General features: G+C 62.4%; 13 protein-coding genes. 4 read left to right on the forward strand and 9 right to left on the reverse strand.

The window, feature by feature from the left end; all coding sequences use genetic code 11:
• Positions 1 to 163 precede the first annotated feature (163 nt).
• The 5 genes from PXK01_RS08935 to PXK01_RS08955 all read right to left on the reverse strand — a co-directional run bounded on the left by PXK01_RS08935 (position 164) and on the right by PXK01_RS08955 (position 4470).
• Complete coding sequence (locus PXK01_RS08935; protein WP_274859716.1) at positions 164 to 1348, reverse strand: amino acid aminotransferase; 1185 nt, start codon at positions 1346 to 1348, stop codon at positions 164 to 166.
• Positions 1348 to 2202: a 3-mercaptopyruvate sulfurtransferase gene (gene sseA / locus PXK01_RS08940; protein ID WP_274859717.1), complete on the reverse strand. Its 855-nt coding sequence runs from the start codon at positions 2200 to 2202 to the stop codon at positions 1348 to 1350. The genes PXK01_RS08935 and sseA overlap by 1 nt, the downstream gene beginning before the upstream one ends.
• A gap of 196 nt (positions 2203 to 2398) precedes the next feature.
• Entirely contained in the window at positions 2399 to 2875 is a 477-nt protein-coding gene (gene smpB, locus PXK01_RS08945) for an SsrA-binding protein SmpB (RefSeq protein WP_274847537.1), read from the reverse strand.
• Positions 2876 to 2928: 53 nt separating this feature from the next.
• Positions 2929 to 3795: a DMT family transporter gene (locus PXK01_RS08950; protein WP_274859718.1), complete on the reverse strand. Its 867-nt coding sequence runs from the start codon at positions 3793 to 3795 to the stop codon at positions 2929 to 2931.
• Between the two features lie 120 nt (positions 3796 to 3915).
• On the reverse strand, positions 3916 to 4470 hold the full coding sequence (locus PXK01_RS08955; RefSeq protein ID WP_274859740.1) for a helix-turn-helix domain-containing protein: 555 nt from the start codon (positions 4468 to 4470) through the stop codon (positions 3916 to 3918).
• 164 nt (positions 4471 to 4634) lie between these two features.
• Between PXK01_RS08955 and PXK01_RS08960 the strand changes: the two genes are divergently transcribed.
• The 3 genes from PXK01_RS08960 to PXK01_RS08970 all read left to right on the forward strand — a co-directional run bounded on the left by PXK01_RS08960 (position 4635) and on the right by PXK01_RS08970 (position 8504).
• The gene (locus PXK01_RS08960) at positions 4635 to 5810 is read left to right on the forward strand and encodes a benzoate/H(+) symporter BenE family transporter (RefSeq protein ID WP_274859719.1); all 1176 of its coding nucleotides are present in this window, start codon (positions 4635 to 4637) and stop codon (positions 5808 to 5810) included.
• 111 nt (positions 5811 to 5921) lie between these two features.
• Positions 5922 to 7766: a dihydroxy-acid dehydratase gene (ilvD, locus tag PXK01_RS08965; protein WP_274859720.1), complete on the forward strand. Its 1845-nt coding sequence runs from the start codon at positions 5922 to 5924 to the stop codon at positions 7764 to 7766.
• Positions 7767 to 7838: 72 nt separating this feature from the next.
• On the forward strand, positions 7839 to 8504 hold the full coding sequence (locus PXK01_RS08970) for a hypothetical protein (protein WP_274859721.1): 666 nt from the start codon (positions 7839 to 7841) through the stop codon (positions 8502 to 8504).
• A 352-nt stretch (positions 8505 to 8856) separates the two neighbouring features.
• Here the strand turns inward: PXK01_RS08970 and PXK01_RS08975 are convergent, their stop codons facing one another.
• Complete coding sequence (locus PXK01_RS08975) at positions 8857 to 9675, reverse strand: sulfotransferase family protein (RefSeq protein WP_274849317.1); 819 nt, start codon at positions 9673 to 9675, stop codon at positions 8857 to 8859.
• A gap of 138 nt (positions 9676 to 9813) precedes the next feature.
• Between PXK01_RS08975 and PXK01_RS08980 the strand changes: the two genes are divergently transcribed.
• Positions 9814 to 11391: a DUF5928 domain-containing protein gene (locus tag PXK01_RS08980; protein WP_274859722.1), complete on the forward strand. Its 1578-nt coding sequence runs from the start codon at positions 9814 to 9816 to the stop codon at positions 11389 to 11391.
• A 2-nt stretch (positions 11392 to 11393) separates the two neighbouring features.
• Here PXK01_RS08980 and PXK01_RS08985 read toward each other — a convergent pair whose 3' ends face one another.
• From PXK01_RS08985 to PXK01_RS08995, 3 genes are read right to left on the reverse strand one after another with little or no spacing between them, the layout of a single operon-like run.
• The gene (locus tag PXK01_RS08985) at positions 11394 to 12035 is read right to left on the reverse strand and encodes a DUF1523 family protein (RefSeq protein ID WP_274849314.1); all 642 of its coding nucleotides are present in this window, start codon (positions 12033 to 12035) and stop codon (positions 11394 to 11396) included.
• 9 nt (positions 12036 to 12044) lie between these two features.
• The gene (locus PXK01_RS08990) at positions 12045 to 12314 is read right to left on the reverse strand and encodes a hypothetical protein (RefSeq protein WP_446728388.1); all 270 of its coding nucleotides are present in this window, start codon (positions 12312 to 12314) and stop codon (positions 12045 to 12047) included.
• Positions 12315 to 12369: 55 nt separating this feature from the next.
• Positions 12370 to 13038 (reverse strand): class I SAM-dependent methyltransferase, encoded by a 669-nt coding sequence (locus PXK01_RS08995; RefSeq protein ID WP_274859723.1) that lies wholly within the window; start codon positions 13036 to 13038, stop codon positions 12370 to 12372.
• Between the last annotated feature and the right edge of the window lie 8 nt (positions 13039 to 13046).

The following is a 13046-nucleotide window of genomic DNA, read 5'->3' on the forward strand; positions in this document are numbered from 1 at the left end:
CCGCGTCAGCGGCGCCGGGCCCAAACCCGCCAAGGGGTCTTGCCACAGGCAAGGCACCTGCGGGCGCGGTAGCCCCGCCCGCAGCCCGGCAGGCCTTCACGAAAAGGAAAACGCGCCCCAAGCTGGAGCGCGTTCCCTGTTCCAAACCAATCGCGTCAGCGGATCAGACACCCGCGTCGATGATCGCCTTCGCCAAGAGCGGCACGGTGGCCTTGTTCAGCCCCGCGATGTTCATGCGGCTGTCGCCCACCATGTAGATGCCGTTGTCGACCCGCATCTTCTCGACCAATTCGGGCGTCGTGCCCAGGAGCGAGAACATGCCACGGTGCTGCGCTATGAAGCCGAAGCGATCCGAGCCGCTGAGGCGCTGCAGCTCGTCCGCCAGTTGCTGGCGCAGGTCCAGCATGCTCAGGCGCACCTCTTCCAGCTCGGCCGCCCAATCGGCGCGCAGGGCGTCATCGTTCAGGATCATCGTCACCAGACGCGCGCCGTGATCCGGCGGGAAGGAGAAGTTCTGCCGGTTCAAAAACGCCAGCGTGCCCTGGTTCAGCGCCTGGGCACTGCCGTCCTGGCTTACCGCCATCAGAAGGCCGGTGCGCTCGCGGTAGATGCCGAAGTTCTTGGAGCAGCTTGCCGCGATCAGGCATTCCGGCGTCTGGGCCGCCACCATGCGCACGCCTGCGGCGTCTTCTTCCAGACCATCGCCAAAGCCCTGGTAGGCAATGTCGATCATCGGGACCAGGCCGCGGGCGTTCAAAAGGTCGATCACCTCCTGCCACTGGGTCACGTTCAGGTTGGCGCCGGTGGGGTTGTGGCAGCAGCCGTGCAGCAGCACCACGTCGCCCTTTTCGGCGCCCTTCAGATCTTCCATCATCCCGTCGAAGTTCACGCCACGGGTCTCGCTGTCGAAATAGCGATAGGTCACCGTCTCGATGCCGACGTATTTCAGGATCGAGATGTGGTTCGGCCAGGTCGGGTCCGACACGAAGACCCGCGCCTTGGGATTGGCCATCTTGATCAGCTCGAAGGCCTGGCGCACGGCACCGGTGCCGCCGGGGGTTGCGGCGGCTGCGATATTCCCGCGTTCAACAGTGTCGCCCAGGATCAGCTTGATCATCGCGTCGCCATAGCCGGGATCACCTGCCAGGCCGGTATAGGCCTTGGTGGTCTGTTCTTCCCACAGGCGGTGCTCGGCGGCCTTGATGGCACGCATCACCGGGGTGACGCCCTCGGCGTTCTTGTAGACACCGACGCCAAGGTCGATCTTCTGCTCGCGCGGGTCGTCGCGGTACATCTGCATCAGCGCCAGGATCTTGTCGGCTGGCTGGGGTTTCAGGGTCTCGAACATCAGTTCTCTCCGGTTGCAACGGGTAGGGTCGGGAAGGCGCCCCATTCGGACCAGGAGCCGTCATAAAGCGCATGATCGGACTTGCCGATCCGCTCCAGGGCCAGGCTGAGAACGGCGGCGGTCACGCCCGAGCCGCAGGTGGTAATCGCGGGTTTCTTGAGGTCGACGCCAGCGCCTTCGAAGGTGGCGCGGATACCGGCCTCGTCCTTCATCGTGCCATCGGCATTCAGAAGGTCAGTGTAGGGCACGTTCTTCGAACCCGGGATATGGCCCGCACGCAGGCCTTCGCGCGGCTCCGGCGCCTCGCCACGGAACCGCGCGGCGGCGCGGGCGTCGATGATCTCGTGATCGCCCAGCTTGGCGGCAGCCGACACCTGCGTCACATCGCGCACCAGGCTGTTCTGCACCCGCACGGTCATGTGGCGGTCACGGATCACCGGCGGCAGGTCCTCCACGGCGTGCCCCTCGGCCTGCCACTTCGGCAAGCCGCCGTCCAGCACCGCGATATTGTTCTGTCCCATCAGTCGGAACAGCCACCAGACGCGCGCCGCGGATTTGAGCCCCGCACCATCATAGACCACAACCTGGTGGCCATCGCCCACGCCCATTGCCCGCAGGCGCGACATGAACTTTTCCACCGGCGGCGCCATATGCGGCAGGTCCGAGCGGTGATCGGCCACATCATCGATATCGAATAAACGCGCACCCGGGATATGAGCGGCGTCATATTCGGCCTTGGGATCGCGGTTCTCGTTCGGCAGATACCAGGAGCCATCCAGAATGCGCAGGTCGGGGTCCTTCAGATGGGCCGCCAGCCAGTCGGTCGACACTAGGGTTTTCGGATCATCCGTCACTTCAGACCTCCCCTTCAGGTTCTCCGGGCCATATGTACCGGGCAAAAATAGCTGGCGCATGGGTACAACCCACCGGCACAAGGCGCAAGGGAACGCGCCGAAGCGGTACAATATTTGAGACGGCGTGAACAATAGGACGCAATTCCGCCCCGCAGGCAGCGCCAAAGGGCTCTCTGCCCGGCACATCTGACCGCTATCAGCGGGCGTCCTTCAGCAGGCGCTGCTTCTGGCGCGACCAGTCACGCTTGGCCTGGGTCTCACGCTTGTCGTGATTCTTCTTGCCCTTGGCGATGCCGATCTTCAGCTTGGCGATGCCACGGTGATTGAAGTAGAGCACCAGCGGCACCAGGGTCATCCCCTTGCGCTGGGTCGCGTTCCACAGCCGTGCCAGTTCCTTGCGCGACACCAAGAGCTTGCGGCGACGGCGCTCCTCGTGCTTGAACATCTTGGCCTGCTCGTAGGGAGCAATGTAGGAGTTCACCAGCCACAGCTCTCCGTCATCCACGGAGGCGTAGGATTCCGCGATGTTCGACCCGCCCGCGCGCAGGGATTTCACCTCCGAGCCTTCCAGGATGATCCCGCACTCCAGATCCTCTTCGATTGCATAGTCGAACCGCGCCCGGCGGTTTTCGGCAATCACCTTGTAGTTCGGATCTGTTTTCTGTTTGGCCATGGGAGGCAGATGTAAGCGCGCCCGGCGACAGACGCAAGATGGCGCGTAGGGGCTTAGCTGCGGCGGCTGCGGATCAGGGTAAAGACGCCGCTGCCCACGATCACCGCGCTGCCCACCAAGGTCAGCGCATCGGGGCGCTCGCCAAAGACCAGGATGCCAAGCACCATGGCAAAGACCAGCCGGGTGTAGCGGAAGGGCGCCACCACCGAGATCTCTCCCAGCCGCATTGCCCCGGTGAGGGAGGTATAGGCGAAAACGCCAATGACCGTGGCGCAGGTGAGGTCCAGCCAGACAGCGGGCGGCAGGTCATTGCTGGCGCCCTCCCCCACCCCGTTCCAGGCCAGAAGAATGCCCCCGGCGACCACCAGCATGGCAAACCCCAAGATCCCCAGCTGGCTGTTGTGCATGTCCTTTGGCGCAGCACGGGTCGCCAGATCGCGCCCGGCAAAGCCGAGCGTTCCGGCCACCGCAAACAGCGATGCAGGCTCGAACCCGCTCACACCGGGGCGCAGGATGATCAAGACGCCGATGAACCCGGCGAGAATCGCCAGCCAGCGCCGCCATCCGACATGTTCTCCGAAGAAGACCACCGCGCCGGCTGCCACCACCAGGGGGGTCGCCTGCAGGATAGCCGAGGCCGAAGACAGCGGCGTCAGCGCAATCGCCAGGGTAAAGCACAGCCGCCCCGCGACCTCCGCCAGGGAGCGCAGCGCCATCGCGCGCGTGCAAAACCCCGGGTGCCACAGGGGCTGACCCAGCGCACGCGCCACGCCCGCGAAGATCACCATACCGCCAGATCCGAAGACCAGCAGAATCACCCCCACCGGCAGGCTCTGGGCGGCGGATTTGATAAACATGTCCTCCAGTGCAAAGGCCGCCATGGCCAGCACCATCAACAGGCTGCCGCGCAGCGTCTCCATCGGTGCTCCTCCAATCGCCTTTTGCGTCAATGCCCTAGCCCTAGTGAGACCGGCCGCAATGAACAAGCGCAGACATCCGGGCTGACACCGAATCGTGATCCATGCGCGAGCGCGGCGTGATCAGCTGCCCGCCTCGGGCCTGCGGTAGTGATGCATGTTGAGAAAGGCCGCGCCGCCCGTGCCTGCGCGATAGCCATGGGGTTGATCGGCGGCAAAGCGCAGCCCCTCCCCCACTTCCAGCCGCTTCCAGGCGCCGTCGCTCAGAACGTCCAGCGGCCCCTCAAGCACAAAGACCTCCTCGGTCACACCGGCATCATGGGCCTGGGACTGGTGGCATTGATCCGGTTTCAGGCGCACGTGAAAGGTCTCGGCGCCAAGGCTGGGATCGAAGGGAAAGACGATCTTCACCGCAATGCTGCCGGGGAACTGAACGGTGCGAAAGACGCTTTCGCCCAGCACCTTGGGGCGGCTCGCGTCCTCGATCAGGGCGGTCAGCGGCAGGTGAAACCCCTTGGCGATCTTCCAGAGCGTCGCAATGGTCGGGCTGGATTCGCCCCGCTCGATCTGCCCCAGCATCGCCTTGGAGACCCCGGTGGCCTCCGCTGCCCGTGCCAGGCTCAACCCGGCCTCGGCCCGTATCTGCCTCAGATTCTGGGAAATCTTGTCCTCGCTCAAGGAGGGGGGCGCGGCTGGGGTCGGCATCAGGTGTCAGGTCTCGTCAAAAAGGACTTGTGCGCTATAGCGCACGGCGCATATTGTGCGCTATAACGCACACCCCGACCCTACAAGAGCCCGCAGCCCAGGAAAACCCCCGTTCAGCCCATCCAGGAAGCCCCGCAATGCCCGCGTTGAAACTGTCCCATATCACGGCCGGTGCCGTTGCCATTCTGGTCGGCTACACCAGTTCGGTGGCGATCATCTTTCAGGCCATCGATGCACTGGGGGCCAGCCAGGCGCAGGCCAACAGCTGGCTTCTGGCGCTGGGGCTGGGCATGGGCGTGACCAGCCTGATCCTGTCGCTGTGGTTCCGCATGCCGGTGCTGACCGCCTGGTCAACGCCCGGCGCGGCGCTTCTGGCGCTGGGAGGCGGCGCCACCACCCTGCCCGAGGCGACCGGCGCCTTTCTCTTTTGCGCGGTGCTGCTGACGCTGACCGGGATCACCGGCTGGTTCGAACGGCTGGCGCGGCTGATCCCGGACACCCTGGCCAATGCGCTGCTGGCCGGGATCCTGTTCCGCTTTGGACTGGAGGCGTTTTCTGCCCTGGAAGAGGACATCTGGCTGGTCGCGGTCATGGGCGCAGCGTTCCTCATCGGCAGGCTCCATACACCGCGCTACACGATCCCGCTGGTGCTGCTGGCGGGCATTGCCTGGGCCAGCGCGACGGGCAGCTTTGGGGACATCGCCCAGCTGAACCTGAACCTTGCCACCCCCGAAGCCGTGATGCCGGAGTTCACGCTGTCGGCGCTCATCGGCCTTGGTCTGCCGCTTTATATCGTCACCATGTGCTCGCAGAACATACCCGGCGTCGTGACCCTGCGCAGCGCAGGCTATGTGCCGCCAGTTTCAGCGGCGCTGACGGTGACCGGGCTTGCCTCGCTGATCCTCGCGCCTTTTGGCGGCTATGCCTTCAACCTGGCCGCCATCACCGCCGCCATCTGCGCAGGCCCCGAGGCCGATGAGACCCCCGAGACCCGCTATCTGGCCGTGGTTGCCGCCGGGGTGATCTACTGCCTGGTAGGGCTGGGCGGCGCGGCGGTGATCTCGCTTTTCCTGATCGCGCCGCATGCGCTGGTGGCCACTGTTGCCGGGCTGGCCTTGCTATCCACCATCGGCAACGGGCTCTCCCATGCGCTGAAGCCGACAGCGGGCCGTGAGGCCGCGCTCCTGTGTTTCATGGGCACCGTTTCAGGCATCAGCTTCCTCGGAATCGGAGCGCCTTTCTGGGCGCTGCTGATTGGTCTTGTGGCCCATGTCGCACTCAACCGCCCGACCCTATCGAGGAAACCGGTATGATCCATTCCAAAACGGCTCCCCAAAACGGAGCAAAACAACCAAAAACGCTGCTCAGTTATTGCATTTGTTTCACAAATCATGTCCCTGAGGGCAAAAAAGGGAAATAGCCACATGCCAATGTACCGATCCAGAACCTCCACCCATGGGCGCAACATGGCCGGCGCGCGTGGCCTTTGGCGCGCAACCGGCATGAAGGACGATGATTTCGGCAAGCCGATCATCGCCATCGTGAACTCCTTTACCCAATTCGTGCCCGGTCACGTCCACCTCAAGGATCTCGGCCAGATGGTCGCCCGCGAGGTCGAAGCCGCAGGCGGCGTTGCCAAGGAATTCAACACCATTGCGGTGGATGACGGCATCGCCATGGGCCATGACGGCATGCTCTATTCGCTGCCCTCGCGCGAGGTGATCGCCGATAGCGTCGAATACATGGTCAACGCCCATTGCGCCGATGCCATGGTCTGCATCTCCAACTGCGACAAGATCACCCCCGGCATGCTGATGGCCGCCATGCGCCTCAATATTCCGGCGATCTTCGTCTCGGGCGGGCCGATGGAAGCGGGCAAGATCGACATCGCCGACCTCGATGCCAAGAAGATCGACCTGGTGGATGCCATGGTCGCCGCCGCCAGCGAGACCTTCACCGACGAACAGGTCCAGCACATCGAGGAAAACGCCTGCCCCACCTGTGGCTCCTGCTCGGGCATGTTCACCGCCAATTCGATGAACTGCCTGGCCGAGGCGCTGGGTCTTGCCCTGCCCGGCAACGGATCGACGCTCGCGACCCACGCCGACCGCAAGCAGCTGTTCCTCGAAGCCGGCCGCCGCATCGTCGACATCACAAAGCGCCACTACGTGGGCGAGGAAAAGGGCCTGCTGCCGCGCGAAATCGCCACATTCGAGGCCTTCGAGAACGCCATGAGCCTGGATATCGCCATGGGCGGCTCCACCAACACCGTGCTGCATCTCCTGGCGATCGCCAATGAGGGCAAGGTCGATTTCGACATGTCCGACATGGACCGGCTCAGCCGCAAGGTGCCCTGCCTGTGCAAAGTCGCGCCGAACATCGAGAACGTGCACATGGAAGACGTGCACCGCGCCGGTGGCATCTTCTCGATCCTCGGCGAACTCTCCCGCGCAGGGCTCCTGCACAACGATTGCAGCACCGTGCACTCCAGCTCCATGGGCGAGGCCATCGCCAAATGGGATATCAAGGTCGCCAACAACCCGGAGGCCGAAGAGCTGTTCAAGGCGGCACCCGGCGGCGTGCGCACCACCGAAGCCTTCAGCCAGTCCAACCGCTACAAGGAGCTGGACACCGACCGCGCGGGCGGCGTCATCCGCTCGGCCGAACATGCGTTTTCCAAGGACGGCGGCCTTGCGGTTCTGTTCGGCAATATCGCGCTGGATGGCTGCATCGTGAAAACCGCGGGCGTTGATGAAAGCATCCTCAAGTTCACCGGCTCGGCCTATGTCTGCGAAAGCCAGGACCAGGCCGTCAGCGACATCCTGACCGGCAAGGTCAAGGAAGGCGACGTGGTGGTGATCCGCTATGAGGGCCCGCGCGGCGGACCGGGCATGCAGGAAATGCTCTACCCGACCTCCTACCTGAAATCCAAGGGCCTCGGCAAAGCCTGCGCGCTGCTGACAGACGGCCGTTTCTCGGGCGGCACCTCGGGCCTGTCGATCGGCCACGTCTCGCCCGAAGCGGCAGAGGGCGGCGCCATCGGCCTGGTGCAGACCGGCGACACCATCGAGATCGACATCCCGAACCGCTCGATCCACCTGGCGGTCACGGACGAGGACCTCGCCACCCGCCGCGCCGCACAAGAGGCTGCGGGCTGGAAACCGGCGAAACCACGCAAGCGCAAGGTCTCCACGGCACTCAAGGCCTACGCGATGCTGACCACCAGCGCCGCCAAGGGCGCCGTGCGTGCGCTGCCGGACGAGGATTGATCACACCATCCAGGCCTGATCCTGCTCCCTTCAACCCATAGGGTTGGAGGGGCATTTCTTTAGAGACATTTTATGAACAAAAAACGCATTATTGATCTGCGAGAGGTCACTCTGGAAGAGTTTCGCTCGTTTTTCTTCTCAGCAGATTGCCAGGAGTTTTTCAAACTGGGCCGCTGGGCAAACGATCCGTGCCCGATCCTGAAGGTTTCTCCCTCCCTCCACGCCCGCCGCTATTCTCAACTCTTTGGAAACGGGGCTAGCCTTGTCGGCCTCTATGACGACGAGACGCTTGAAAACGGATGTCAGGCGATGTTCGGCCCCATTCTTCCTGGTAACCTGGCAGAGCTGATCTGGGGACAGGACATCTCTCTTGGCGAGAAGGAAACCCTGATCCACTCAATGTATGTTATGTACCGAGATTTCTTCGCGGTGACGCCGCTCGAGACCTCCTGCGAGATGTGGTGGGATCCCCTGGCCTATTCCTTCAATCCCATGGGCACTGCCGACCCCGAACGAAACCCCGAACACCGCGCGATCCGGAACGCGATGTTCGAAACCCTTTGTGAGATCCTCAACCTCGACGCGCAGCACTGCCAAGTTGCAGCGTTGCATGGGATGAACCATGTCGCACATCCTAAGACTGAAATCGTGATTGAAGACTACCTGAAGGCGCATTCAAACCTGGACGAGGAATTGCGCGGATACGCAAGGCTTTGTTCCGCCGGTCAAGCCCTCTAAAGACAGGGTGGAGCCCTCCCGCGCCCGCAGGTGCCTTGCCTTCGGCAATTCCCCTTGGCGGCCTTGGGCCCGGCGCCGCTGACGCGTCGCACAACCACCCCAAACCGAACCGGATCGCACCGCGGGTCAAGGGCCGCACAAGCGGCCTCGCGCATCGCGCGAGGTTCCCTTGAGGCGGGGTGTGATCCTTTTGATAATCGACAGGGCGCGTTCAGGGCAGACCTGCCCCTGAACCGCTTCTGAGCAAAAACCTTCTGCGCCGCGTCAGCGGCGCCAGGCCCAACCAGAGGATGGGCATTTCAATGCCCGGACGATGGGCGGGAGCCCCCCGTTTGCGCTGAAGAATCCGCGTTCAGTCCCCCAGCTTGGCGTGAACCTCCTCGAGGTCGATCTCTCCGATGGGCATCTTGTTGGCCGGGTTTTCGAAATCGTATTTGAACAGCTCGAAATCGCGCTTGTAGATCTCATAGACCAGATGCATCGACAGATCGTCGAAGTAATCCTCCACCGGATGGGCGCGCTTGGGGCCGTGGCCCTCGCTTTCGTTGAAGCGTGGAATTGTCGCCAGATCCACCGCATGCGGCGTCTTGATCCCGTCCAGGACCTCTTGCATGCCCTCGTTGAACTTCTCGGTCCAGAAGATCTTGTTGTAGCGCCCGCCATTCTGGATGAAGGTCGACACATGGCCTGACGTTGCCGACCAGTGGATGTCCGGCTCCATCGGGCGGCGCCAGCGGATGGTATCGCGGGCAAACAGCAGGAACCGCCGGAAGCTCTTGATCTGGTCGAACTCCTGCTTGCCGTCCTCGCCGCCGACCTCGATCCCGTAGTCATAGACCAGGCGCTGCACCAGGTGGCCGCGATAGCGCTTGCCATTGCGCTGGATGCCGCAGATCTTGTCGAAAAAGGAGCTCAGAACCCGCGTATAGGGATTGCGCACGCAGGTGAAGGCATAGGTCTGCTGCCCCTGGGCGGCGCGGGTGATCGGCGCGTGGCTCTGGTCCTGCGCCCATTTGTGCAGCCCTTCCTTGGCGTCATGGATGTCGCCATCAAAGAACTCCCCATGGTCGGAATAATAGAGGATCTGCCCAATGGTCGAGCAGGCGCATTTGGGCACCACGCGATAGATCACGCTTTCGCTCTCGGTCATCCAGGTTCCCGGAAATCCCATCCAAATCCCTCACTTGTCCTGCCAATTCCCGCAACAATGCCCATATCGCATTCAAAAGACAAATAATCTTGTTTCTTCAAATCGCTCTGCGCTTTATCAAGACTACAATCCACCGCAAGCAGGGCTATCGTCGTTAAAATGGCAAAAATCGCTTACATCCTGCTGTGTCACAAGGATCCCGAAGCGATCATCCAGCAGGCCGAGCGGCTGACGGCGGTTGGCGATTACATGGTGATCCACTTCGACGGGCGCGCCAGCAACCGGGATTTCGAGGAAATCAGAGCCACGCTGAAGGACAACCCCAATGTCTGTTTTGCCCGTCGGCGCATCAAATGCGGCTGGGGGGAATGGTCGCTGGTGCAGGCCACGCTGGGGGCGCTGGAAGCCGCGCTGGAGACATTCCCCCGCGCCACCCATTTCTACATGCTGTCCGGCGATTGCATGGCCATCAAGACCGCGCAATATGCCCATGATTTCCTGGACCGGAACGATTGCGATTTCATCGAGAGCTTCGATTTCTTCGAAAGCAACTGGATCAAGACCGGCATGGTCGAAGACCGGCTGATCTACCGGCACTATTTCAACGAGCGCAAGCACAAGCGATTGTTCGAATTCAGCCACGCCCTGCAGAAGAAACTGGGCTTGCAGCGCGCCATTCCCGCCGATCTGCAGATGCAGATCGGCAGCCAATGGTGGTGCCTGCGCCGCCGCACCATCGAGGCGATCTTCAGTTTCCTGAAGAAACGCCGCGACGTGATCCGGTTTTTCCGCACCACCTGGATTCCCGATGAAACCTTTTTCCAAACCCTGGTCCGCCACCTGATCCCCAGCCAGGAGATCCACAGCCGCACGCTCACCTTCCTGATGTTCACCGATTACGGGATGCCGGTGAATTTCTACAATGACCACTATGATCTACTATTGGGGCAGGACTTCCTCTTTGCCCGCAAGATCAGCCCGGAGGCAAAAGAGCTGCGGCGCCGCCTGGGTCGCCTGTATATGGCCGAAGACGTGGAATTCCAGATCTCCAACGAAGGCCGCAACCTTTATCGCTTCCTGGCCGGGCGCGGGCGAAACGGGCGTCGGTTTGCCCCGCGTTTCTGGGAAGCCGAAAGCACGCTGGGGCGGGAACGGGTGCTGGTAATGGTGGTCTGCAAGAAGTGGCACCTGGCCAAGCGCCTGGTGGAGCGGATCCACAAGATCACCTCTGTCCCCGCTTTGGGCTATCTCTTTCACGAAGCCGATACCCCCTTGCCCGATCTTGGCGGCATCGAGACCACCCTGGACAAGCGCAACCGGCATCACCGCGCGCTGATGCGGATGCTGTTCGACCACTATGACAGCGATCGGTTGATGGTTTGCATCGACCCGTCCGGGCTGGAGCTCATTCAGGATTTCGCCTCTGACCGCTCCACCATCCGGCTGCTGCATCTTGACTGCAGCTTCTCCGACGCGGATCTGATCGCCCATGCCGAACGGTCGGGGCTGGTGGGCACGCAAACACCACAGCAGACGCTGGAACGGATCCTGCCCTCGATCCGCAATGACATCCTCTATGAAAGCGACAGGATCCGCGATGCGGATTTCCAGGGCTGTCACTACATCAGCGAATCCGGCACGGCAGACTCGGACGTGACGGCTCTGGCAGAGGTCTTTGGCCTGTCCCGGCAGCAGGCCGAAGAGATCTACCGGGACAACGGTCTTTTCAAAGACTAGGCTCAGCCGCCCGTGCCACCAAGCCAGCGACGCAGGCGGCTTTTCTTTTCGGAGATCGCGTCCCCGGCGGCATAGAGGCTGTCTTCCACCTCGTCGATCATCGGATCAAGCCGGTTGCGGCGGAACCGGCGCCAGCGCACATAGATGGCCCAGAACAGCGCCGCGATCAGCACCAGGATGACAATGCTCACCCAATTGAGCGGCTTGTCCTCCGGCCCGGTAACGGGCCTGATCGCAACCGCATTGGGAAAGGCCGAGAGGAACTCGTTGCGCCAGCCGTAGTGCAGCACCGCCACCCATTCGGGGTTGGCCTTGTTGGAGATGGCGTCATTGGCCTCGGTATAGAGGTTCGCAGTGTCGAACTTGAAATAGGGCGGCCAGTTCCAGCCGGTGTCCTCGTTGCGGTAGACCACCGCATCGCCATTCGGGCGCACCGCCTGGATGAACTGTACATCCCGGTTCACCAATTCGCTGGACTGGCTGTCCGGCGTCGACCAGAAGATCCGCGTCCAGTCGTTCAGTTCCTGCCGTTCCTCGTAGGTGTTGACGATGCGCACCACGTCGTACTGCGGCAGGGTGTAGTGCAGAAAGGCGCCGAACAGCAGCCAGACGGTGATCAGAAATCCCCATTTGATATAGCCCATGACGCTCTCCTATCTGAAATTGACCATGTAAATCACCAGGGCGATCAGCGCCAGTGGCACGGCATAGACCAGAAGGATCAGCCGACGCCGAAAGGACCGGTCATATTGCCTCAGCCCCCGCTGGATGAAGGCCGCGCGGTCCCCGGTCAACCCCTTGTCTTTCCAGCGACGCTTGAGCTTGGCCCGACGCATTTCCCGCGAATAGAGCGACACGCCGCCATAGACCACCGTCAGCGTGATCATCAGGAAGAAAAACAGTCGAATAAACGCCAAAACCACCGCCCCTTGCCCCAGCCGGATCTGTGCGAGCCCCAGCTGGTACCTTGGAACATAATCACTTTCGGGACGATGCCAATCCCGTGCGGCCGGGCCTGTGCGGTTGGCCTTGCGGCGCCTTCTTGAGCACCAGGAAGGTCATCAGCCCCAGGGGCGGCAGGCTTTCCTTTTCCTTCACGGCCAGGCTGCCCTCCTGCAGGATCGTCTCGATCTCGAAATCCGCATGCCAGCCCAAGACATTGGCAAAGCGGGCCGAGATCTTCTCTACCGCCGCCATCATCCCATCGGTGCTTTTGAAATGGTTGCTGATCACCACCTCGCCGCCCGGTTTCAGCACACGGGCGATTTCAGCCATCACCTTTTGCGGTTCGGGCACCACCGACAGCACATGCATCGCCGCCACCGTGTCAAAGGACGCATCCGGAAAATCGAGGCAGCGCGCATCCATCTGGCGCAGGGCCTTCACGTGGCGCAGGTCCATTTCGGCAACGCGGGTCTTGGCCTTGGCCAGCATCTCGCGGCTGAAATCGATGCCGGTGACCTTCATATCCGGGCCGTAATGGGGCAGCGACAATCCGGTGCCCACGCCCACCTCCAGCACCGTGCCGCCGCGCCGGTTGATATAGCCCACCACCCGGCGGCGCCCGGCATTGGTCACCGCTCCGAATGTCCTGTCATAGATCGGCGCCCAGCGCGCATAGGATGATTGAACCGCCCTCAGTTCCAATCGCCTGT

The organism is Phaeobacter sp. PT47_59 (assembly GCF_028890025.1).
In the GTDB taxonomy this organism is placed as follows: domain Bacteria; phylum Pseudomonadota; class Alphaproteobacteria; order Rhodobacterales; family Rhodobacteraceae; genus Phycobacter.